The following is a 23,969-nucleotide window of genomic DNA, read 5'->3' as shown; positions in this document are numbered from 1 at the left end:
ATGCGGCTTAAATCAACGTTATTGGTCTTGTTTGCAGTATCATCGTCGCCAAACGCTTTGACTTTAGAAGAGTCAGTTACGTTATCTCTCGATAGCTCCCCCAGTTTGCTTGCTCGCTATTCTCGCTATGAGTCGATGGTACGAGACCGAAATGCCATAAATGGTTCATTTCTTCCCCAGGTTAATTTGTATGCAGCAGCAGGGTACGAAGGTACTCGATATAACAACGGAAACTACATCGACAGTGAAGATAGAACATTAGAAAGAACGGAGATGGGCGTAAGAATCTCCCAACTGTTATTTGATGGATTTAAAACAAGTGCTGATGTTGATCGCCTATCTTACGAGGCTGAAGCTGAACGCTTGGACTTATTGGCATCTGCGGAAAATGTTGCATTAGATACTGTCAGAGCGTATGTGGATGTTTTACATGCCCGAGAGTTGATGAAACTGACAGAAAGAAACCTAAATGAACACCAAGAGATCTACCGTTTCATTCTAGATAAAAAAGAAAAAGGTTTAACCAGCAACTCCGACTTAGCGCAGGTTTCTTCGCGTGTCGCGACAACACAGTCCTCATTGATTGCCGCCCAAAACAATCTTTCCGATGCTAGAACAAGATTTGTACGTTTGGTTGGTCGAGCGCCGCAAAACTTAGTTGAGCCTGTTTACCCGCAGGAATTGCTTCCGAATAAGCTTGACGAAGCACTCAAACAAGCGGTTAGGTTGCACCCATCCATACAGTCGGCGATGAAAGATTTAGAGGCGGCTCGACATGAAGTAAAAAGAGAAAAGGGGGATTACTACCCAGAGCTCAAGCTTGAGCTGTCAGCCAACAAAACAGACAACGTGGATAATATTGAAGGCATTAACGAAGATGCAAAGGTTATGCTGACGGTCAACTACGATCTTTTTAACGGCTTTTCTACAGACTCCCGAGTGGAGTCATCTGCCTGGCGAGTAGAGGAGGCGAGGGCTATTCGAGCAAATGCAGAACTAGATGCGAATGAAGGTGTAAGGCTGGCATGGGACGCACATACATTGCTTCAACAGCAAATGGAGTTTTTAAAAGTCAACGTTGATGCGGCGAAAGTAACTGAATTAGGGTACATCCAGCAGTTCAATGTAGGGCGACGCAGTTTGTTAGATGTATTAGATGCCAAAGTTGAAACGTTTGTTGCGAGACGGAACTATACCCGAACAAAGTACGATCATTTGGTTGCCACTTACCGTTTATTCAACTCGATGGGGATTCTGACTTATGCGTTGCGAGTTGAGTATCCAGAGAACTGGAAGGAGAACAATAATGGATAAATTCGCAGTGACGAGTCTTCTAGTTTTTATGTTAGCAGGCTGTGCTGAATCACCGAATACGACGTTGACCACTTACCAGTACAACGACCTTAAAGACAATGATAGTGATGGCGTGATAAACCAACGAGATAACTGCGCAGATACGCCAAAAGGTGTCGTTGTTGACAGTGAAGGCTGTGCGAATTGGGTCAACGACTCGCAGACACACCTGATCAGTTTTTTCTTTGCGATGGATGAGCATCAGGTAACGTCATCTCATGATATGCCGCTAAGCGAGTTGAAAGCATTGCTTCAGAGTAACCCAAATGCGCAAGTCATACTGATAGGAGACACAAGCCCTGAAGCGTCACTCGAATACAACAAAGCGTTGGCAAAGAAAAGAACGGCAGCTATACGAGAATTGCTAGTGAGAAACGGCATTCAAGACAATCGAATTGAAGAGCAAGAGTTTTATCAGAATACGGCATTGACGGTACAACTAAAAAAACGGGAAAGACGCACAATTGCTGTTGTAAACACGAAAGCTGAAAGTACTGAACAAGCGTGGACTATATTTAGTTCGGACAGCGAGTTGACACCTAATTCGAAGTTGGAGTTGAATTATGAAAATTAAAGTCTTGCCTTTCCTTGCTCTAACTTCATGTTTGATTTCACCGCTGGCATTTTCTGACTCTGAGGCTCGAACATCGATTTTTGTCGAACCAGAGATACTAGAAACGATAGAAACATTGATAGATGAGCCAAATGTAAATGTAGCGCTTGCATCTCAGTCTGGTGGTTTTAACGACATGCTAAATGACGGAACCTCTATTGCGATCACATCTAAGAAATGGTCAGATGAAAACATCTCCCGATTTCAACGAGAAAGAGGCCACAGGCCTACACGTTTGTTTTTAATGGCAAACGCTATTGTCGTAATCAATAGTCAAAAGAGTACGGTAGATAGTTTTTCCGTTAGTGAATTGAAACGCTGTGATGCAAATACGTATGCTTTCGGGGAGATGCGTTTAAGTAACCCAGATGTGAGCTCTAATGGTTGTCAATCATCGATTCAAATGCTTGATGAAGACCGATTGAAACGGGCTTTAAGCGACGACTTGTCAGCCAAAGCTTATATGCGATACTCCGATTTTAAATACTCAGAACAGTGGTCGAGCTACAAGGCTCTCTCTGTTCATCATAATGATGACTCATGCTCTTTGAGCACAGATTGTATCTATTCTCTTCGCTATCCATTTTCCGTGGTCTATTACGTTTATATAAATAAACAATTCGACACTAATCAGAAGATCAAAAAATCAAAGCTATTTGAACTCCTTACAACCGACCACAATACACAACAAGTACGAAATGCTGGGTTTATTCCACTACCAAAAGCGCTTATTAAAAGAAATAGAGTGAAGTTAGGGCTAGATGAGCCAGTTGTTTTAAATGGGTATAAATAAACTTCATACGCCTAACTATGTGGGCTTGAGTGAACGTACCGTCCTAGGAAGTTTTGCCTTGCTGCTCATTTATCTTTGGTTAACCTTTGGTCAATTGAGTTGATTGTAAGTGGTTTTGTTGGTAATTTTTCTATTATTGTGGCAAGTTTACTTAAAACCACTTAAGTGAATTTAAGTTATGACACAAGAAGAAAGACTCGTAGCACTCAGAGCGAAGCTGGAGCAGCAAAACAAAGTAACGTTGTCTGAAGTTTGTGAGTACTTTGGTATCTCGCGAGATTCAGCTCGTCGAGACTTAGTTAAGTTGAGTCAGCAACCTGGGTTACAAAGAATACGAGGTGGTGTCATGCTTGCGCCGATCTCTTCCCATACCGAGGCATACGCGAGTCGACCCGTGAGTGACGTTAAACATCGACTAGCTCAAGCTGCCGCAGCGTTGTTGGATGAGCGCGACCATCTTGTTATTGATACCAGCACCATTTTGTCTCTGCTCCCACTCTATGCAGGAAAAGCACATTGTGGAGAAAACAAGCTCAACGTCGTCACTAACAGCATTGATGTACTGACCGCTGCTGAAACAAACGACACAATGGACGTTTATTTCTTAGGCGGACACTTTGACCCTTATGCCAGAGCAGTTTTAGGGGCGCAAGCAGAGCAGCAAATGCAGCAGTATCACGTGAACAAAGCGTTCATTGGCGTGTGTGCATTGACATCCCGAGGGCTGACAACAAATAGTTTGTTAGAAGCAACAATGAAACAAGCGATGATTGCTCAAGCTCAGCAGGTCATCGTCGTTTGTGAATCCCGAAAAATTGGTAGCGACAATTTCCACCACGTATGTGATTTGTCAAAGATCGACATCATTATTACCGATCATCCCCCTCAATCAGATTTTCAACAACTCCTCGATCACAATGATATTGAATGTATTGTTGTGTCACCGAAATAAGGAATCTTAGAATGGCTTACGATCCCGTAAAAACCGCTGTGATTGGTTACGGATATTCAGCAAAAACGTTTCATTTACCCTTCATTAAAGCGCTACCAAATTTAACGCTGAGCGCGATAAGCTCTCGTCAACAGGAGGCGGTTCAAAATGATTGGCCAGATGCTAAGTGGTTTTCTGATGCGAATACTTTACTCGATGATAGTGATGCAGAGCTCGTAATCATTACTGCGCCAAATGACGTACATTACGAACTTGCAAAGCGTGCGTTGAACAATGGGAAACACGTCATCGTCGAGAAACCGTTTGTTACTCGTATAGAAGACGGTAATGAACTTATCGCCTTGGCGGAAGAGAAAGGTCTAGTGCTGAGCGTTTTTCACAATAGACGTTGGGATGGAGATTTTCTCACGGTTAAATCTCTTATCGAACAAGGTAAGTTAGGTGATATAAAGCTGTTTGAGTCACACTTTGACCGTTACCGCCCTGAAGTTCGTCAACGATGGCGAGAGCAGGCTCAAGATGGCGGTGGTATTCTATTCGACCTTGCTCCTCATCTTCTCGATCAAGCATTGGTGTTGTTTGGCTTGCCAGATGCGATAGACGCACAATGTCGAATGATGCGTCCGGGCGCGACGACGATTGATTACTACAACTTGGTGCTTCATTACCCAGACCATATTGTGCATTTACATTCAAACTTGTATAGCCCAGAGCCGAACCTCCGTTACAAAGTATTGGGTACGGAAGCTAAATATGAAAAGTTCGGATTAGATCCTCAAGAGGGCTACTTAAAAGAAGGCCGTTTGCCGGAAAACGATGCTTGGTCGGAAGAAGATGAGGCGTTATACGGCGTCCGTTACGACGAAGACGGTGCGCAAACTATCAAAACGGAGAGAGGCGCGTACCAAGCTTACTTTGTTGGTGTGGCAGATGCCATTCGTTTGGGTACTGATAACCCGGTTCCTGCCGCTCAAGCAGTACAGAATATCGCTTTGATTGAGATGGCATTGGAAAGCAGTAAAACGGGTAAAACGATTCAGGTGAAACCATGAGTTTGACGCTTGAACTCGTGGCCCGGCAAGAGCATGAACTTCAGTTGGCGGAATTTAATCACCATATTGCGTGGTCTATCGGCCTTGCTCTAAAAGAAGAGGCTGAAGCTCGCGGCGCGGCTGTTGCTATTGAGGTTTACGGCTTTGGACAAACGCTATTTCAATACGCGATGGCAGGAACCTGTGCTGATCATGTAGATTGGGTCCGTAGGAAGCGAAACTCAGTATTAAGGTATGGCCACAGCTCTTATTATCTTTCTCTGTACAACAAGCAAAAGCAACGTGATTTCGAAAATCAGCCTCATCTCGATGCTCGTGAGTACTGTGCTCATGGTGGCGCGTTCCCAATTCGGCTTTCTGGGTCTGGTTTGGTTGGGGTTGTGACGGTATCGGGTTTACCGCAGTTAGATGATCATCAGCTAGTTGTGGATATATTAAAAACGATGACAGAGACAAAACCCTCTTAAACGCCAAATATGAAAGTAGCACGGTTCTTTATCGTGCTACTGAATTCTCTTTTTAGCTCATAAAGTGTTCTTTAATGTGAGCAAATATTAACATTGATCCCAACTTACTACCTGAAAATCAAATCAATTTCATATAACCTATACGCTCATTCATATAGAAAGCCTTCAAAGTTGGCCATTGGCAATGTCTTTTAGAAGAAAAGAAAAACTCAATCTTAGAAATCTTATTGTCACCCTATGTGTGTTCAGTGTGCTTGTCACTTTGATCAACGCATTCTACTCGATTTATCGTGTTCAAAGGGATCTCATCATCAATAACACGTTAGAATCAAACCGTGTTTACGCCCAAAAAATGTCTGAAATGACAGACTCTTTCATAGAAAGCTCAATGTCGCAGCTAAAATACAGTGCGAACGTGCTAAAAGACAAGATGCATGACGCTCAGCTTCTTGATAAAGAGGCTGAGAGATTAAGAACGCAAACCAAATCATTTAACTCTGTGGTTGTCGTTAATGCAAAAGGGGTTATTATTTCTGTATCCCCTGAAACACTTCAGGTGAAAGGTGTAAGGTTAGTGGGTGAAAGAAAACGCCAGTCTTTAAACGCTCAAGCACCGGTTGTTACTGAACCATTTATATCGCCAGCTGGAAATTACTTGTTAACCATCTCATACCCTATATTTTCTCAATCTAATGAATATTTAGGTTATATCGGCGGCACTATTTATCTAGAAAAAGAAAATATTCTTGCAGAGTTACTCAGCCAGCACGCATACAAAGATGGTTCTTTCCTTTACGTTGTCGATGAGAGTAACACTCTGATTTATCACCCAGATCAGTCGAGAGTTGGTGAAGTAATCGACGATAATGAGGCAATCAAAGCGGTGACGATGGGGCAGAGCGGTAACAAAGAAATTGTTAACTCTCGCGGCGTCGAAATGCTTGCTGGTTATGCACCAGTAAAGTCATCAGGATGGGGAATTGTTGCTCAGCGCCCGAAATCGATGACGTTATCTGTGCTAGATGAACAGATGTGGAATGTTTTCCTTAAGTCGATTCCAATTGGTTTATTAACTTTGTTACTAATTTGGTTCTTGTCCCTTCTTATTTCTAGACCACTTTGGCAGTTAGCTGGTGCTGTGCGAGGTGTCGAAGAACATTCATCATCTATCGATGACCTCAAACTGGTTAAGTCTTGGTATTTTGAGGTCTCACATTTGAAGCTTAGTTTTCTTAAAGCATTTGGTATCGTGTCAAAAACCATTGATAAGCTGCAACTGGATACATTAACAGATTCGATGACTGGATTATTGAATCGACGTGGATTAGATAAAGTGCTTGGTTTGTTTAAGCAGGAAAATACCGCGTTCTCTGTTTTGGCGCTAGATATTGACCACTTTAAGAGCGTAAACGATAACTATGGCCATGACGTGGGTGACAATTTACTTAGAGAGTTTGCGCAGTTAATGAAAGACCAAGCTCGCTCTAATGATCACCTGTGTCGTTCTGGCGGTGAAGAGTTTATGATGTTTTTGGAAAAAACAGACGTAAACCACGCTATGGATGTTGCAGAGCGTATTAGACACAACGTGGAACAACATGACTTCCAGGTGGTTGGTAAGGTCACGGTTTCGTTGGGCGTTTCTCACTGGAAAGGCAATGACACACCAATTGAAGCGGTAATGAAAGACGCCGATAATGCACTGTATAAAGCGAAACATAATGGAAGAAATAGAACGGAGTTGGGTGACGACGCACAATAGATATTGCGCTTTATGCTGAACATAAAACGAGCCAGTGACTAATCTTTGCTGTTAATCGCTGGCGTAACCGCTACCAATTGCGCGAAACGGCAAGTTAAGCTCTAATTCTGGAATTTGTTTACCCACCCAAGCCGGGAATGTATTGCTATTTGGCCCTGGAAACAGCGTATATTCTTCAGCCCAAGGGTATTGGCTAATAACACTTTGTATTTTAGGGATAAGCTGGCGGGCCTTTTCACCTTGTATGGAGAGGATCTTTTCTGGTTTTGCACCATACCAATATCGATCTGGCGTCCCAGTTTGGTACTGATATAGAGCGGGTTGTCCGCGATTCACTCTCCAGCCGACTACTTCATACACTGTATATTCGTTCGCATTTTCAGGCTTTATTGCAAACCATGTATGAACGGCAAACCAGCCTCGCCAACCAAACGCGTCTGCGGCGTAAAACTCAATCACAGCATGCTTAACATTGGAAGGATCGGGTGCGATACCCGCAGGTTCTCTGCTAGCGGTATGCCAATCTCCTTGAGTGCATCCACCCAGCATAACCGCGATTGACATGAACCCAATTTTTACAAGGTGAGTAAAGTTGAGAAGGTCTTTCATTTATTGCTCCTAGACCAACCGATGTTGGTAACGCTCTACTGATTTTAGCTATAAAAACGTGGCAAGCCTGATTGTTGAAATCCTCTCCTTATTAAAAGAGAGAGGGAAGTTAGTGCCATAATTCCAGTTCATACGTAATAATAAGGTAAGCCGATTTGTAACATGTGGCATAGACGATGCCGTATTTCTCGAACGATTCGTCTAGTTGCGTATGAAAAAGTAAGAGGTTGTATGTATTCCTTACACGGCTACATAAATTAAAAGCATTAAAAACAGAGGTTTACAGTGGGTTTTGACTGATTGAGTGAGTTTGGGACCCTCACATTGCCTCACATTTGCTTGTTTTGGGCGGAATTTTCATCGCTCATCTTTTTGCGCGTTTAGAGTCAGCGTTCAGCTATGGCACAATAGGCGCTCACAGAACAAGTGCTGTTTGGTCATGCAAATAGCAGAAAAATAACTAGAAATAGAATAATTAATGTTTAAATCAAAAAGTATACTCGCATTAAGCGTGTTCGCATTAAGCGTGTTCGCATTTGGCTGTTTTGCCAATCAAGATAGCGAACCAACGTCCGTTGTGCTGAACTATGGTGATTCCTCCATCAGTACTGATATTCAAGCCAATCGAAAATTTCATGTTGTCCGAGACAATGAAAGTGAGCACGTAGAATTTTCCGGCGGAATCACAAAGGAGTATTCCGATTATATTGTGAATATTCATATCATAAGAAAAAGCAATATACGCAGATCAAGCCGTGAGCTGAATACTACCGTATTGATGAACAGTGATCAGATTGGGAAGCCTTTAGTGATTGGCATTGAAAATGATGAGTTCACTAGTATCACTTTGCGTTAATGCTTAGTATTTATTGAATAGGAATGAGGAAATTGATGCTCTCAATACGCTGCTATCGCACCGAGGATGCCCCAACACTGTGGGCACTCTTTTACCATACTGTGCGAATCATTAATCGTCGCGATTATACGGAATCACAAGTTTCCGCTTGGGCACCATCAGATTTTGACCTCGATGTGTGGCAACGAAAAATGGACGATATTCAACCATACGTCGCGGAGATAGAAGGGCAGGTCGTTGGCTATTGTGATTTGCAAGGTGGCGGCTTGATTGATCATTTCTTTTGCCATCATGAATACCAAGGACAAGGTGTTGGTCGTGATTTGATGTCTTTTCTTTTTTCACAGGCGAAAGTACAGGGGATAAAACGACTGTATTCTGAAGTGAGTATTACCGCCCGACCTTTTTACGAGAAAATGGGTTTCACAGTTAAGTCTCGACAACATGTTGAGGTTAGGGGAGAAACCTTAACTAACTTTATGATGGAAAAGTATATTTAACTTAAATAGTGAGCATTTAGTGAGCTTGAACACAGATATAAAATGTTTTCCAATGTGAAAACGAGTTCATTGATCTCGCACCAACGTTTTGTTTGAAAACAGTGTACATAATCTTCTCTGGAACGCCATTACCGCATTTCGTCTCTGAAGGCTTAAAAACAGTCTGAAAGTTTTGGTTTTGCGGCGGGTAATAGCGTTCCAAACGCCAAATGTGTCTGGCTAACCATCTCAGGAAGAGAAGTAGTACTATGCGCCCTTATCTCAAATACGTTGTTCCAACATTGATACCATTGCTTGTTTGGTTAATGCCTCTCTCTGCGTTCCCATTTGATGGCATTACTATCGTCCAGCAAAGAGTGATTGCAATCTTCTTGCTTGCCGCACTTTGCTGGGTATTCGAGCCAATTCCAATCTACGCCACTTCGGTTGTGATCATTGTCCTAGAGCTATTGCTTGTATCAAATAAAGGTATTGTGCTCTTTCGTTTGCAAGAAGGGCAGCCACATTTTGGTGAGCTATTACAATACAACGAGATAATGGCGACCTTCGCTAGTCCGATTATCATGCTCTTCCTCGGCGGTTTCTTTTTGGCTATGGCGGCGACAAAGTACAGGTTAGATGTCAACTTAGCCCGAGTGTTACTCAAACCATTTGGACAAAAACCAAAGTTCGTTATGCTGGGGTTGATGCTGATCACCGCTGTTTTTTCCATGTTTATGTCAAACACCGCAACAACAGCGATGATGTTGTCCATTTTAACCCCTGTGATAGCGGTTTTCGGGCCTAAAGACCCAGGTCGAATTGCATTCGCCTTGTGTATTCCTGTTGCAGCCAACATTGGTGGCATTGGTACTCCAATCGGCACGCCACCGAATGCCATCGCCCTAAAATATTTGGTTGGTGACAACTTAATTACGTTTGGTGAATGGATGGTATTTGGTGTGCCATTCGTTATTGTGATGATGGCGTTAGCTTGGTTTCTGATTGGCTTTTTATATAAAGCCGAACAAACCACCATCGATCTGAACATTAAAAGCAAGTTTTTGAAAACACCCAAAGCAATAATGGTTTACGTCACCTTTGCCGGCACGATTATTCTTTGGTTGATGGGTTCTGCACATGGAATGAATTCTTACACAGTAGCATTAATTCCGGTCGCAGTGTTCTCATTGACGGGCATCATCAACAAAGAAGACTTGAAGAAAATCTCTTGGGATGTGCTTTGGTTGGTGTCAGGCGGTATTGCTCTGGGCCTTGCTCTAGATAAAACCGGGCTTGCGAAGCTGGTGGTACACAGCATTCCGTTTGATCAGTTCTCGCCATATGTTGTCTTGTTTGGTGCGGCTTTCTTGTGCTTGTTAATGGCAAACTTTATGTCGCATACAGCCACCGCAAACTTGCTGATGCCGATTATGGCTGCGCTGGGTACTTCTATGGCTTCGCTAACGCCTCTCGGCGGTGAAGTTACTCTGATCTTAGTCGTGACATTTGCTGCTTCACTCGGTATGTCGTTACCAATCAGTACGCCACCAAACGCGTTAGCTCATGCAACAGGGCATGTCGAGAGTGGCCAAATGGCTCGTATCGGTGCCGTGCTAGGCGTGATTGGCGTATTACTCAGTTTTGTGATGGTGTGGATTTTACATACTGTTGGGCATATTGGATAACCCATGTACGAAACGAAGTTAGACGCGTTAGTACAACGCTACTTTAATCACCTTGAACGCCGATTAACGGTTTTATCCGGGTCGGTGCTTATTGAGCAAGCTGGCTACAACGATCGCTTGTACTATGTGCTGTCGGGAGAACTGGCGGGGTATTACGCGGAAGATGACAAGAAACCGATTCAGGTATTTTCTGCGTCTCAAGGTGCGTTTATTGGCGTACACAGTTTCTTTTCTGGTACGTGGACTGCCTCTTCGACAGTGATTGCTCAAACCGATGTTGAATTGGCTTGGATACAGCGCGATACGCCCGCCGTGGAAGAGGCGACATACGGACCATTGACGACACAATTTATGCCTGTGATGGTTAACGAATTATCTCGTCGTCAACGGCGCGCAATGCAAGAGGCATTGGCTAAAGAAAAAGCACTACAAAAGCTTCATACCGCAGAGCAAATGACAACGTTGGGGCAGCTTGCAGCGGGTATTGGTCATGAGTTGAACAATGCGATAGGCGTTGTAAGCAGTAAATCAGAACGGCTAGAGACAGTTATCATGGAACTGCTTGAAGAAGTTCATCCGGAAGCGAGTCAATTTTTTGATTTTGGTTTAATGCAAGGGCAGAAAGTCTCTTCTAGCGAAGCGAGAAAGCGGGGGCGCCACTTCGAAAAATACTACGGTTTAACCAAGGAGGTTGCTCGTGATCTTGCACGTGCCGTTCCAAACAACTTCCTTTCAGAACATTGGCTAAAAAGACCAGAAGAAGCGATACGTTTCTGGCAAATGGGGCGAGATCTGCATGACTTACGCATCGCCTCTAAACATACCGTTGGCATTGTGCGATCCGTAAAACAATTGGGGCGCACGGATATCGACTTGGATGAAGCGATTAACATCAATGATTCAATCAATCGCGCCTTGGCTCTATTGCAAAGTGACTTAAGACGAGTGAGTGTTCGTTTTAGCCCTGCGGATTTACCTGCTTTTATTGGTTCTCAAACCGAACTCGTCCAAGTTTGGGTAAATATATTAAAGAATGCGTGCGATGCACTTGGTGAAACGGAGAAACCCGGTATCGAAATACATACTCGGGAGAGTAAGGGTAAAATTTTGGTCACGATTGCTAACAACGGACCAGAAATTGATGAAGCGACACGTAGAAAAATTTTCCGGCCAAACTTCACCACTAAAAAGGGGGGATTGTCGTTTGGTTTAGGGTTAGGTCTGTCGATTGTGAAGCGCATTATCGCCGGATATAACGGCTCTATTGTGGTAAAGAGCGACAGTGAAAAAACGATTTTTAGAATCAAGTTACCAGTAGAGGGTGAACATGGAGAAGCTTAATGTAATTTGCGTTGATGACCAACGAGAGGTACTAAGCGCGGTTCTACAAGATTTAGAGCCGTTAAATCAATGGTTGAATATCGAAGACTGCGAATCAGCAGGTGAGGCTCTAGAACTGATGGATGAATTTGATGCAGAAGGCGAGATGATCGCATTGATTATTTCCGATCATGTGATGCCAGGTAAAACGGGAGTAGAGCTGCTGACCGATGTATCAAAAGACGGTCGTTTTGGCTTTACGAGAAAAGTGCTTCTTACCGGGCAAGCGACGCACACCGATACGATTAATGCGATCAACTCCGCAGGCATTGACCGCTACTTTGAAAAACCATGGCAAGCAAGCCAATTAATAGAGTGCGTTAGAAACCTGGTGACCCAATATATCTTTGATGTGGGCTTAGATTACACTCAGTATCACGAACATTTAGATCAGAGTGTGGTGTTTGAACGCCTACGTTAATAGGGGGCATTAAGCTTTGTTTTCGTCACGGCCAGTTAGTGTCTGAAATCTATAGTGAATAGTTCAGCATGTTTAACGTGGCCGTGCGGAATATTGCTCTAGTATGCTTAACTCAACGAATAGCGGCTTGCACTGGCAACAGAAAGTGGCTTAGAGAACCAATAACCTTGCAGATAATCGACGCCCATTTCGGTAAAAAATTCACACATTTTGGCGTCTTCAATTCCCTCAATCACTACTTCAATATTATTTTCCTGGCACATAGTGATAAGAAACTTCAGATATTCTTGTGAAGAGCGGTTGGTTAGTGTTTTCCACGCCATCGACCTATCAATTTTGATTTGTGTCATCGGGAGGTCGAAGAAGCTATTTAATGAACTGTAACCCGATCCAAAGTCATCCAGAGAGAGTGCAAATCCTAGTTCCCTGAGGGTATTCAGAGGGGCAATGGCTGTCTGATTATTATCCAAAATAAACGTTTCTGTTAGTTCCAAAACAATAGACTCAGGATCGACACCAACCTCATCCGCCATGGCTTTAATTCGCGCAGGGAATTCACTGTTCATTAACTGAAGTACAGAAACATTCACGTTGACGCGAACTTGGTTTTGGTAACGCTCACGGTAGTTTTTGATAAATTCACACGCTTTGGCAAAGACTTGATATCCGAGCTCGACAATCAAACCTTTGTTCTCTGCGACGGGGATGAATTCGTCTGGATAAATTTCGCCAAACTCTTTGCTACGCCAGCGAACCAGAGATTCGAAGCTCACTACTTTTGAGCTTTTGGCGTCAATAATTGGCTGAAACTTAACGCTTAATGTCTGTTTTTCAAGTGCACTTTTTAGACCTTGCTCAATAAAGAAATAACGGTCTACGGCATGCTGAGTTTTCTCACTGTAAACCGCAACACGGTCTTTATTCTGTTCGCTTGCGTACTGACAAGTTCGTGCTGCTTTACGTAATATTTCCTCTGCTGAGTGACTTGGATCTATGCAAGGATACAAACCAATACTAATGTTACTTCCTAAGTATTGGCCCTCTTCAATCACTGCCTCGTGGTAGGTTTCCTTTAAACTTTCGGCATAACTTTGCAGCGTTTCTACCGAGCATTCATCGTGAATCAAAATCGCAAAGTCATCATCATGTACGCGATATACAGAACTATTTGGAGAAGGTAGGTGACTGAGAGTTTGTAGCAATTTTTCCACTAACCCATCGACCAACTCGCTGCCATATTGATTTAAGTAAGATTTAATCTCTTCTATCTGAATGTAACAGATAGATGCACAAGAATCGGTGGCTCGCACACTATCTTCAATATCCAGCAAGAGATGGGCGCGATTAGCCATACCTGACGCATTGTCATGAAATGCGACTTGATGAATGTAGCTTTCCATCAGCTTGCGTTCAGAAATATCACGGTGGCTACCAACCATATAATGACCATGTTCTGTTTCTTTGGTCATGGCTACGCCTTCAATCCAGACGTACTGTCCATTGGGTTTACGCACGCGGTAGGTCGTTGTGACTCTCGTGTTGTTGGTAATGATGTGAGCATCGACCCGAGTGGAGAGTCTTTCTCGATCGAGAGGGTGAACAAGGTCTAACCATTGCTCTAAGCTGATTCGACCAGCGTTGATACCAAGCTGCTCATAAAAGCCCTTGTTATAAAATACCATGGTGCCAAACTCATCCATGTAAAAGAGGCCTTCGTTAAATACATCGAAGATATGAATGAATCGTTCTTCGACGATTTTTAGGAACTCTCGGTCACTATCTGAGACTTGTTGGTCAAATATGGTGGTCAAGATATTTCCTCCTCGAGCCTTTTAGCATCAGAGATGAGTGTTGGGGTTGATAACATAGAGTTGATCTGCTGGCGTACATTACAATCACAAAAGTGTCAGTTCAAATTGTTTGGCTATCATTTTATGCGCTACTAGGTTAATAACATACTAAGATTAGGCGGCTAATCATCGACATTTATAAAAAATAGTCAACAGTAAAAATCATTTATAAAATACAGTTATTGATGCCGTCCGCAATCTATAAATATTTATGAATAATTATCCTAAAGTTATTTTCAGTTGTGTCGGTATCAATGTGCTGTTTTCTAACGTCATTTGTATATATGTTATCTTGGATAAAACCATAATAACAAAAAGGACTTAATGAGCGCGACCGATTATTAATTGACAGGATGCTCATTAATTGTAATCAATTCAAATTTATTATCACGCCAAGTAATCAAATCTCTTATAATGCGGACGTTAATATCGAGTAAGCCTTCTTTATATGCAGTACGATCCGAAAAATTCAATCAAAATTGCGCTCGCTGATATCGGCGTTGGTATGTTTGTTACCGCGATAGAGCACAACAAGCGCGTCAATTTAGCCAATGCAGGGCGGATATCTAGCCCTGAAGGCATTAAGAAGCTTGCTACAAGTGGCGTAAAGTATGTTTGGGTAGATCAAACATTATCTTCGCAGCAGTGTGTCTTCAAGCCTGTAGATGAATCAACTGATGCCACTAAAGAGACGCGAGAGCAGAAACACTCCGATTTTAAGAGGGATCAACGAGCTTATCGTTCGAGAGACATCCAACACAAGCGAGCCAAAAGGCTGATCGCCGAAGCAAAAGATTTGGCGCAAAAACTATTGAATCAAACTTTTGAAGGAAAAATCATAGAAGTTGATGAAGTAGAAGCTTGGGCTGACGATGTCATTGAAAGTGTTTTTATTGACTCAGATGCGTTGCAGTGTGTCTCTGCACTCCGAAAAAAAGACTCTTATTTATTGGAACACTCCGTCAATGTCGCTTGTCTTTTAGTGTCATTCGGTAAGTACTTGGGCTTGGATAAACCAACGCTAAAACAGCTTGCTGTAGGTGGCATTATTCATGATGTAGGTAAAATTAAAGTCGATGATAAGATCTTGCACAAGCCAGCGAAGCTAACGCCTGAAGAATTTGAACATATGAAGCTACATCAAGTGTTCGCAGGTGAGATTATCCTTCACGTAAAAGGGCTTAGTGCAGTAAGCCGTGATGTTTGTTTGATGCACCACGAGAAGTTAGATGGCAATGGTTATCCTAGAGGCTTGAAGGGGGATGAGATTCCAATTCACGGCCGTATGAGCTGTATTGTAGATATCTACGATGCGCTAACGGCTGATCGCTGTTACAAAAAAGGCATGAGTTCTGCGGAAGCGTTTAAAATCTTGTTGAGTCTAACGCCATTTCATTTAGACGCAGACTTAGTTTACAAATTCATTAATTGCATTGGGATGTACCCCGTAGGCTCCATTGTCGAGTTGAACGATGGGCGTGTTGGTATTGTTTGGTCTTCAAATGAATCTCAAGCATTAAAGCCAGAAGTGAAATGTTTCTACTCCCGCAAGTATAAACGATACATTGATGTCACGATGGTGGATTTAAAAACGAGTGCGTACAAAATTGAAAGAGCGATCGCGCCTTCATCGTTAGAGATCGATCCTAAGCCTTTTTATGATTAAGAGAAATAGATAAGCTTATACAACAGGCTTTACATCCTTGCATGTAGATCGTATTTTATTTGCATAACTATCTATTAATTTTTTCTAAGTCATTTAGATGCAAGATGGTTATTAAGACCTCGGCTTCATGGATAGAAACCGGGCGATAAAATAGTTCTATACACAATGGGCTATAAACCTCATTTTGCTGGAAGGGATGCCAATGCAAATAGATACATGGATTTTTTACACTCTTGCCATTCTCGTGCTCACAGCTTCACCAGGACCAAGCTCACTGTTGTGTTTAAGTAAAGGAGTGAGTAGTGGGTTTCGTATTGCTTTCATGACTGCACTTGGCAGTTTGTCTGCGATTACGAGCATCCTTACGCTCTCATTTACCGGGCTGGGAGTTGTCATTGCTTCATCTGAGTTAGTTTTTAATATTATCAAATGGTGTGGTGCCGCTTATTTAATCTGGTTAGGTATTCAAGCGTTGCGCTCATCTCAGAGAGATTTTAATAAAACGGCAACGACTCAAAGTTCCGCGACAGCGTTCAGCGCGTTCACTAGTGGTTTCATTGTTGGCGCTAGTAACCCCAAAGCGATAGTCTTTTTCACCGCTTTGTTTCCTCAATTCATTGAACCTTCCGCACCGCTACTGGCTCAATACGCGATTTTCGCGTCTACATTTGTGGTTTTTGAGCTTAGCTGGCTAACATTTTATGCATTGTTAGGGGTAAAAGCCTCCGATTGGTTGTTTGTCGCTGGAAGGGCGAAGTTGTTCAATCGTTTGACTGGTGGAGTATTTATTGGTGCAGGCGTGATGTTGTCGACGGCAAACCGATAAGTAAGACAGATTTCGGTACGCAGTTAGGTTTTCCCATATAGTAAGTTGGAATGCGCTAATTTAGCTTTGTCTTATTTCCAGAATGGAAATAGACGTTTTGTTTATTTTCATTAGTGGCAACAGCCAAGCAGGAGTAAAATCACGTTACTCTTTAGGGGTAGAGCTCGTATTTTGTCTTGTGGGCTTGTGGTTACTTTGTAGGAATATCTTAGATGACAAGCCTTTCTAAACTACAACAACGTTTTCTAGATATCGCGACCGACGTCCGTCTTTCTCCAAAACAGAAGTCGAGTTGTTTAGCTTTAGAGGCTGAAGCGTGCATTCCTTACATGACCGTATCTCCATCACTGAGACAAGCAATGGATGAAGGCATCATCTGCGATATGTTTGAAGGTCATGCACCGTTTAAACCTCGCTATGTGTTGCCTGATTACGCTAAATTTCTATCGCAAGGCTCAGACTATTTAGAGTTGTCTCCGGCTGATGATTTCGATGATGCGTTGAACATGCTGACCATCATTTACCATCATGTTCCTTCGGTAACGAACATTCCGGTTTACTTAGGCCAGTTAGATGATGTCTTGTTGCCTTACATAGGCGACCTAACAGAGAGCCAGATTTACAAAAAGTTAAAACATTTTTGGATCATGCTGGATCGCACATTGCCAGATGCGTTTATGCATGTGAATGTCGGACCGACAGACAACATTATTTGTCGCACTGTTTTAAAAGTAGATGCGGAGCTCAAGCAGATCGCACCGAATCTCACCTTTATGTACGACGAGACAGTTACACCTGATGATTTACTTCGTCAAGCGACACAGAACATTTGTGAATGCAGTAAACCGCATATCGCCAATTACCCAATGCACACGAAAGCCTACAACGGCTCACGCTTTGGTATTGTAAGTTGCTACAACTCGCTTCCATTAGCAGGTGGCTCGAACACATTGGTGCGAATGAATTTAAAAGAAGTTGCAAAACGAGCATCAGACTGTAACGACTTCTTAAACAGTGCGTTGCCTTCTTACCATCGATTAATGGTCGAGCTCATAAACGCAAGAAGCACGCACTTGCATGAAAAATCGAACTTCTTTCAAGGCTTTTTGACGCAAGAAGGGTTGATAAAAGAGTCCTATTTCGCGCCAATGTATGGCGTTTACGGCATGGCCGAAGCGGTAAACCTTCTATTTGAAAAAGAAGGGCAAATAGGGCGATACGGAAAAAATGATCGAGCAAATACTTTTGCTCATGATGTTTCAGCAACACTGGCTAAACTGGTGGACTCAACCCCGGTGAAATATGGTTTAGATGGCAAAGCGCTCTTACATGCACAAGGCGGCATTAGCTTAGATCATGATGTTACGCCAGGTGTACGTCTGCCTTATGGTGCAGAGCCAGACCCTGTCACTTATGTACAAGCAACGGCGAAGCATCATCAGTATTATCGTGCGGGTATCAGCGATATTTTGACGATTGATGAAACGGTGAAATCTAACCCAGAAGCGATGTTCAATTTATGTAAAGGGGCACTAAATGCTGGTTATCGTGAGTTTACCGCGAATGTCACTTCAAATGACTTAATTCGCGTGACAGGCTACATGATCAAACTTTCAGATGTCGCGAAATATGATAAAGAAGGTTCGAGAACCAACACGACGTTTCTAGGTGCGGAAGCAGCAAAAAATACCAAAATTTTAGAACGCTCACCACGTGTGGTGAGTCATGAAGTAACACCGACTTACACGCAGGCATAAGTTCGGTTTAGGAAAGAACAAGATGTCTAGACGAAGTGGAAGCCTTTTGGCAAAAGTCACTCATATCCTTCCTTTCTCTTGTGTTGATGGGCCAGGAAATCGTCTAGTCATCTTTCTACAGGGTTGTAACTATCAGTGTTTGAACTGCCACAATCCTCACACGATAAACCATTGTAATCATTGTGGTGAGTGTGTGAGTGAATGTTCAGCAGGCGCATTGAAGTTCGACGAAAACAACAACGTTGTTTGGCTTAAAGAGGAGTGCACCCACTGCGATCATTGTATAGAGATATGTCAGAACCAATCTAATCCAAAAATTACTGACTACTCTGTAGTAACAATGCTCGATTTGATACGCAAACATCGCTTTTTCATCAGTGGTGTTACTGTATCCGGTGGGGAATCTACCTTACAACTTCCTTTCATTATTGAGCTGTTTAAAGGGATAAAACAAGATCCTGAATTACGGCACCTTTCTTGTTTCATCGACAGTAACGGTTCTTTAGCGGTTGCTGGTTGGCAGCGTATTCTCCCTTTTCTGGATGGCGCAATGATCGACTTGAAAGCGTGGCAGACGGAGACGCATCAGTGGCTAACTGGGCGTGATAATCATCGTGTATTTAAAACCCTTCATTACCTAGCTGAACACGAAAAATTGTACGAGGTCCGCTTACTGCATATTCCCCAAAAAAGTGATTTAGATATAGAAATCGTAGCAATTGGACGTTACTTGAGTACTCTTCCTGAATCGGTGCTTATCCGTTTAAATGCCTTTCAGCATCACGGAGTAATGGGGGAGGCGTTAACTTGGGATATGTGCTCTCATCATGATATCGAACGCTTAAAATCAGAGCTTCGATGCTACGTGAGTAACCCTATCACCGTGCCGACAGTACTCACGTAGTACCGTTGTTTATCTATGCTTACGCATCACAGGCATCTAAATCTAACATGGCGCAAGCGTCGAGTAATTGTTGCTGTAACCATTTTAAAGCGGGATCGTTTAAGCTCGCTTTGTTCCAAACGAGGCTGTAGGCTACTTGCCCGTAATCGAATGGAAGAGCTTGCTCAACCAAACCTTTTGCTTGCATTGCCGCTCTTGCCCAAAGCTTGGAGCATGTGAACAAGTAATCCGAGTGCTGACACATCACCGCAGCTGAACCAAAGTCGGCTACACGCATGGCCAAGTTTCGCTTTGAATGCCTTTGGGTGAGATTTTGCTCAAAATAAGGTTGTGACAGATCTTTATCATGAATACCGATGTGTCTTGCACAAAGGTAACTTTCAACAGATAAGGGTTGCTCAGCGAGTGGGTTCGATGCTCTCATTAAGCAAACCATTTCGTCTTTCAAAATGGTTTTCCATACCAAGTCTTTATTTTGTGTGGGTGGTTGGCTGAGATCGTGAGGAAGCAACAAAAAATCCACTTGACCTCTTGCTAATGCATCGAAACTCATTTCCTCTTTCGCATGGACATTCAAGTGCGCGTGATTGCTCAGTTGTTGGGACAAGTGCTGTAGAACTGGCGCAAAGAGCTCAAACGAACTTTCACGCATTGCTAATGAAAAACTACCTTGATAGTAAGCCGGATTAAAAGAGCCTTGATGTAATAACCCATTCATACTGGAGAGTATGCCATGGATTGATGGGCCTATATGCAGCGCAAATGCTGTCGGCACTAAGCGAGTGCCATCACGGTAAAAAAGGTCATCCTTTAGCGTTTCGCGCAACTGTCCGAGCGTTTTACTGACGCTCGATGGTGTTACACACAAGCGTTCTGCCGCAAGTGTGACGCTGTGAGTGGTTAACAACATATGTAAAACAGTTAGATGTTTAAGGCTTATACGCGAAAGAGCAATGTAGTCCATAAATAGCATGGTTTCTTATGATTTTTGGCAGTATATCAGCATGAAACAAATTTTTACTATTGTTTATCTCGGAAATACGCCTGTTTCTCTTTGAGCTCAATGCATTTGATGGGTTGCATAAGGATTGATGGTGCTTATAAGTCTAGAAATTTATCTTAGTTTTGTTGGACTTTAATGCTTTCATTTATTCAATTCTAAAGCTTCTATGTAATTTTAATCAATTTGGAGGAGTTGATTGATTTGTACACGAATTAAACTTGTTCCTTGTTAATTAAAATAGATATTGTTTTGTTGATTGTTTGGTGATTTACTCATGATCCCTCAGTAACAAAGGTATAAATAATTAATGGACGACCCCTTTAGTCGACAAAACCCTTCACCATATGTCTTCTTATTATTGGAGACATGCTCATGCTAGAACTTTTTATGCAACCAGAAGCTTGGGCTATTTTCGCCACTTTGTTTGCGCTTGAAGTTGTCTTAGGCGTTGATAACGTCGTTTTTATCTCTGTCTTATGTGAAAGACTGCCGCTGCACCAACGTAAGCTGGCAAGAAACCTTGGTATTGGTCTTGCTGTTATTGCTCGTATTGGTTTAGTGTTTTCAATCTCTTGGATCATGCAACTGACTCAACCACTATTTTCTTTGGCGAAACAATCGTTTACCGGAAGAGACATCATCATGATTGCGGGTGGTGCATTCCTCTTGGCTAAAAGCCTGAAAGAGTTGTGGAGTTGGTTAAATCACAACGAGTCTGCTCACTCAACTCACGCCCGTACTGGTTTAGCGGTAGTTCTGTTGCAGATTGTTGCCGTGGATGCTGTATTCTCGATGGACTCGGTGATAACCGCCGTTGGTTTGACAAGTGATGTCCCACTTATGGTCGCAGCGATTGTTTCGTCAGCTATCGTGATGGTCATGACAGCCGAAAAAATAAATAACCTGGTGTCGTGTTACCCTGGTTTTAAGACACTTGCTTTGTTATTCCTCGTTTTGTTAGGTGGTTTATTGATGGCAGAAGGCTTCGAAATTCATATCAACAAAGGTTATGTGTACTTTGCGATGGCATTCGGCTTAATTCTGGAACTTTGTCATATCCAGTTAAAAAACAAACAACGCCCGACTATTAAACGTCTTAGTCCGTTGCGAGTTCATCCAACGAGATTAGAAGCTCGTCAATAATAAAAGATATTGCCGCTCATATGAGCGGCATTTTTATATTCGTCATCACCTATTTTTGCTCTCTTTTTATTTTGTTGTCGTTTCGACAAAAAATCGCATTTGTTGTGAGGTTGAAGATTTTTTATATAGACCGCCCAACTAATATGAGTGAACGACAATAATGGATAAAATGATCGATGCGTTAGCAACCCATGGCTACTACATCTGGGATGATTTTCTTTCTGAACAAGAAGTGGCTCAATTACGAGACTGCATTCCAAGTAACTGGAAAAAAGCGCGTATTGGTCGTAATGACGATGTGACTCGTATTGAGTCAATTCGAAGTGACAAAATTCAATGGTTATCGCCCAATATGGGGCACGCGGTTACTTCTTACTTAGATAAGATGGAAGAAATACGCCAAGAAGTGAACCGTCACTTGTTTCTGGGGCTTTTTGAGTATGAAGCTCACTTTGCCAAGTACGAGGAAGGGGATTTCTACCAAAAGCATCTAGATTGTTTTAAGGGCAATGAAAACCGTCGATTGACAACCGTTTTTTACATGAACGAATCTTGGACGGAAAAGGATGCAGGTGAATTGGTGGTTTACGATCTAAATGATAATAAGATAGCAACCATCCCTCCTCAATCGGGACGCTTACTTTTATTCTTATCTGAGCAATTCCCGCATGAGGTTTTACCGACCAATGCTGAGCGTTTCAGTATTGCAGGTTGGTTCAGAATCAATGGTGTGCGAGACAATGTACTTGATATTGCAAAATGATTGGTTTGCAACCTGCACAAAATCAGCAAAGGGCGTAGATACGCCCTTTGTCGATTAAACATTAGTTGATAGCTCGTAACACTCGGTCATGTTTCGCTCTAGCACTGCATAGACGTCAGAACAAAGTTCTTGTTTAGCGACTTGCTCGCCCATAATCGCGGCGATTTGTGCTTGCGCCATTCGTCCTCGGTAGGGACGGTCCTGAGACAGAGCTTGAAAAACATCGGCAACCGCGACAATACGCGAAGGTACATCGAGTTCGTCTCCTGTTTTATGATAAGGATAGCCAGAACCGTCCAAACGCTCGTGATGATTAGAGGCCCACTCCGCTATTTTAGCGTTGGGAAACACTTTGTGTAATGCGAGCTGAGTATCAATTGTATGGCGTTTAATACGCGTATACTCTTGTTTATTAAGAGAGCCTTCTTTATGAAGAATCTCATCTGGTGTTTTTAACTTTCCGATATCATGCACCAACCCAGCAATAAATAACATCTCTTGGTCGTGCTCACAGAACCCAAGCTTGATGGCTAGATACCGAGATAACTCCGCCACTTTTTGCGAATGTTGATAAGTAAATGGGCTTTTTGCGTCAACAATTCGAGCGATAAACATTCCCAAACTATTCATATCTTGGATGGTGAGCTGTTTTTGAAGCCAATCAATGCTTTTAAAGTTTAATCCGATGGTTTCTATATTTTCAGACTCCATCGCGAACCAAAATGCGTCGGTCATAACGAGCTTAACCATTGCCTTAGCCATGTCTGGATTAAACAAAGTTCCAGCGTTTGCCATGATGCATTCTGCAATTAGTTCTTCATGAAGTGTGACAATGTCACAGTGGCAGTTCATGACGTATTTGGAACGCATAAAATCGAGACGATCGGCTAAATAGAGTAGGGCAGCGACCTCTTTTTCAAAAGGCGGTAAATCAAGATATTTTAGTTCACTCCAATGTGTATGGTGGTAAAGAACAGGTGTAGCAAACTGACGTAACAAACGACACTGCTTGAGGCTTCGGTATCCTCTTAAGCAATGTGTTTTTACATCTTGTGGCACCAACTCCTCAAGTAACATTTTATGTTCTTGTGTTTCGGAGACTCCACAATCGTGGATCATCCCTGCGAAGTAGCAAAACTCCGCTTTTTCTGGTTCCCAGTTCATGACCCGAGCGCATTGGTAAGCGATGTAAGCGACACGATGGCTATGGTGCGTATCATCAACACCTACATAGTCGAGTGCTCGAGCAACCCAGATAAGTGCTTGTTTCAGATCGACTTCAAAGCCCATGTCCGTATGGGAATGGCAAGAATGATTCATGGTTTATACCGACATTGCTAATTAGCCCACGCTAAACCCAAATCAGAAGGTGATAGGAAAAATTGGGTACGACAGCGAATAGACCCCAAAAAGGTGGGCGTTTAGACATAGTTTTGATTATGGGCGGGATAATAATCCTAGTTGCATAATAATATCACCTGAAGCTCATGGTTAAGAGTCAGATATTTGAACTAAGTATAAGTTTTGAAAGATTATTGTTGCTCTTGTTGACTTATTTGAAAACGACAATAAATCATGATGTAACGCATTCTTATTTTTATTTTTGTAAATCGTGCTCGGGCTCAACCAGAG

General features: G+C 42.6%; 22 protein-coding genes. 18 read left to right on the top strand and 4 right to left on the bottom strand.

Features of this window, described 5'->3' with window-relative positions; translation table 11 throughout:
* The 7 genes from R7041_RS04630 to R7041_RS04600 all read left to right on the top strand — a co-directional run bounded on the left by R7041_RS04630 (position 1) and on the right by R7041_RS04600 (position 6,992).
* Positions 1–1,314, top strand: coding sequence for a TolC family outer membrane protein (locus R7041_RS04630; RefSeq protein ID WP_005377756.1), 1,314 nt, complete (start codon positions 1–3; stop codon positions 1,312–1,314).
* On the top strand, positions 1,307–1,927 hold the full coding sequence (locus tag R7041_RS04625; protein WP_054574113.1) for an OmpA family protein: 621 nt from the start codon (positions 1,307–1,309) through the stop codon (positions 1,925–1,927). The genes R7041_RS04630 and R7041_RS04625 overlap by 8 nt, the downstream gene beginning before the upstream one ends.
* On the top strand, positions 1,917–2,759 hold the full coding sequence (locus R7041_RS04620) for a hypothetical protein (protein ID WP_054574114.1): 843 nt from the start codon (positions 1,917–1,919) through the stop codon (positions 2,757–2,759). Before R7041_RS04625 ends, R7041_RS04620 begins: the two co-directional genes overlap by 11 nt.
* 178 nt (positions 2,760–2,937) lie before the next feature.
* On the top strand, positions 2,938–3,711 hold the full coding sequence (locus tag R7041_RS04615; protein WP_025766712.1) for a DeoR/GlpR family DNA-binding transcription regulator: 774 nt from the start codon (positions 2,938–2,940) through the stop codon (positions 3,709–3,711).
* Between the two features lie 11 nt (positions 3,712–3,722).
* On the top strand, positions 3,723–4,763 hold the full coding sequence (locus R7041_RS04610; protein WP_206949540.1) for an oxidoreductase: 1,041 nt from the start codon (positions 3,723–3,725) through the stop codon (positions 4,761–4,763).
* Positions 4,760–5,230, top strand: a complete 471-nt coding sequence (locus R7041_RS04605; protein WP_205460937.1) for a heme-degrading domain-containing protein — start codon at positions 4,760–4,762, stop codon at positions 5,228–5,230. Before R7041_RS04610 ends, R7041_RS04605 begins: the two co-directional genes overlap by 4 nt.
* A gap of 184 nt (positions 5,231–5,414) precedes the next feature.
* The gene (locus R7041_RS04600) at positions 5,415–6,992 is read left to right on the top strand and encodes a sensor domain-containing diguanylate cyclase (RefSeq protein WP_005389121.1); all 1,578 of its coding nucleotides are present in this window, start codon (positions 5,415–5,417) and stop codon (positions 6,990–6,992) included.
* A gap of 51 nt (positions 6,993–7,043) precedes the next feature.
* On the opposite strand, the gene R7041_RS04595 is transcribed toward R7041_RS04600, so the two are convergent.
* Entirely contained in the window at positions 7,044–7,601 is a 558-nt protein-coding gene (locus R7041_RS04595; protein WP_170893813.1) for a DUF3750 domain-containing protein, read from the bottom strand.
* Between the two features lie 478 nt (positions 7,602–8,079).
* Between R7041_RS04595 and R7041_RS04590 the strand changes: the two genes are divergently transcribed.
* The 5 genes from R7041_RS04590 to R7041_RS04570 all read left to right on the top strand — a co-directional run bounded on the left by R7041_RS04590 (position 8,080) and on the right by R7041_RS04570 (position 12,425).
* Positions 8,080–8,457, top strand: a complete 378-nt coding sequence (locus tag R7041_RS04590; RefSeq protein ID WP_206949538.1) for a hypothetical protein — start codon at positions 8,080–8,082, stop codon at positions 8,455–8,457.
* A 35-nt stretch (positions 8,458–8,492) separates the two neighbouring features.
* Positions 8,493–8,957: a GNAT family N-acetyltransferase gene (locus R7041_RS04585; protein WP_132936636.1), complete on the top strand. Its 465-nt coding sequence runs from the start codon at positions 8,493–8,495 to the stop codon at positions 8,955–8,957.
* Positions 8,958–9,205: 248 nt separating this feature from the next.
* Positions 9,206–10,624: an SLC13 family permease gene (locus R7041_RS04580; RefSeq protein WP_017634015.1), complete on the top strand. Its 1,419-nt coding sequence runs from the start codon at positions 9,206–9,208 to the stop codon at positions 10,622–10,624.
* A gap of 3 nt (positions 10,625–10,627) precedes the next feature.
* The gene (locus tag R7041_RS04575; RefSeq protein WP_170893811.1) at positions 10,628–11,965 is read left to right on the top strand and encodes a sensor histidine kinase; all 1,338 of its coding nucleotides are present in this window, start codon (positions 10,628–10,630) and stop codon (positions 11,963–11,965) included.
* Positions 11,952–12,425: a response regulator gene (locus tag R7041_RS04570; protein ID WP_053303110.1), complete on the top strand. Its 474-nt coding sequence runs from the start codon at positions 11,952–11,954 to the stop codon at positions 12,423–12,425. The genes R7041_RS04575 and R7041_RS04570 overlap by 14 nt, the downstream gene beginning before the upstream one ends.
* Before the next feature lie 107 nt (positions 12,426–12,532).
* On the opposite strand, the gene R7041_RS04565 is transcribed toward R7041_RS04570, so the two are convergent.
* Entirely contained in the window at positions 12,533–14,236 is a 1,704-nt protein-coding gene (locus R7041_RS04565; protein WP_005377743.1) for a putative bifunctional diguanylate cyclase/phosphodiesterase, read from the bottom strand.
* Positions 14,237–14,723: 487 nt separating this feature from the next.
* Here R7041_RS04565 and R7041_RS04560 point away from each other — a divergent pair, with 487 nt between their 5' ends.
* The 4 genes from R7041_RS04560 to R7041_RS04545 all read left to right on the top strand — a co-directional run bounded on the left by R7041_RS04560 (position 14,724) and on the right by R7041_RS04545 (position 19,428).
* Complete coding sequence (locus R7041_RS04560) at positions 14,724–15,941, top strand: HD-GYP domain-containing protein (RefSeq protein ID WP_042522873.1); 1,218 nt, start codon at positions 14,724–14,726, stop codon at positions 15,939–15,941.
* A gap of 202 nt (positions 15,942–16,143) precedes the next feature.
* A complete protein-coding gene (locus tag R7041_RS04555) occupies positions 16,144–16,767 on the top strand; it encodes a LysE family translocator (protein WP_021033866.1) in 624 nt (207 codons plus the stop codon).
* Positions 16,768–16,979: 212 nt separating this feature from the next.
* The gene (locus tag R7041_RS04550; RefSeq protein WP_042522875.1) at positions 16,980–18,524 is read left to right on the top strand and encodes a YjjI family glycine radical enzyme; all 1,545 of its coding nucleotides are present in this window, start codon (positions 16,980–16,982) and stop codon (positions 18,522–18,524) included.
* Positions 18,525–18,546: 22 nt separating this feature from the next.
* On the top strand, positions 18,547–19,428 hold the full coding sequence (locus R7041_RS04545; protein WP_042522877.1) for a YjjW family glycine radical enzyme activase: 882 nt from the start codon (positions 18,547–18,549) through the stop codon (positions 19,426–19,428).
* A gap of 19 nt (positions 19,429–19,447) precedes the next feature.
* Here the strand turns inward: R7041_RS04545 and R7041_RS04540 are convergent, their stop codons facing one another.
* Complete coding sequence (locus R7041_RS04540) at positions 19,448–20,392, bottom strand: LysR family transcriptional regulator (protein ID WP_042522879.1); 945 nt, start codon at positions 20,390–20,392, stop codon at positions 19,448–19,450.
* A 411-nt stretch (positions 20,393–20,803) separates the two neighbouring features.
* On the opposite strand from R7041_RS04540, the gene R7041_RS04535 reads away from it, so the two are divergent.
* Both R7041_RS04535 and R7041_RS04530 read left to right on the top strand, forming a co-directional pair.
* Positions 20,804–21,574: a TerC family protein gene (locus R7041_RS04535; protein ID WP_042522881.1), complete on the top strand. Its 771-nt coding sequence runs from the start codon at positions 20,804–20,806 to the stop codon at positions 21,572–21,574.
* Between the two features lie 160 nt (positions 21,575–21,734).
* A complete protein-coding gene (locus R7041_RS04530; protein WP_005377733.1) occupies positions 21,735–22,337 on the top strand; it encodes a 2OG-Fe(II) oxygenase in 603 nt (200 codons plus the stop codon).
* Between the two features lie 54 nt (positions 22,338–22,391).
* Here the strand turns inward: R7041_RS04530 and R7041_RS04525 are convergent, their stop codons facing one another.
* Positions 22,392–23,657 (bottom strand): HD domain-containing phosphohydrolase, encoded by a 1,266-nt coding sequence (locus R7041_RS04525; protein ID WP_025766702.1) that lies wholly within the window; start codon positions 23,655–23,657, stop codon positions 22,392–22,394.
* Between the last annotated feature and the right edge of the window lie 312 nt (positions 23,658–23,969).

Origin of the sequence: Vibrio sp. 1751 (assembly GCF_033339895.1) — a bacterium.
Classification (GTDB): Bacteria; Pseudomonadota; Gammaproteobacteria; order Enterobacterales; family Vibrionaceae; genus Vibrio; species Vibrio alginolyticus.
The sequence above is the reverse complement of the archived record's forward strand: the minus strand, read 5'-3'. Positions and strand labels throughout refer to the sequence as shown.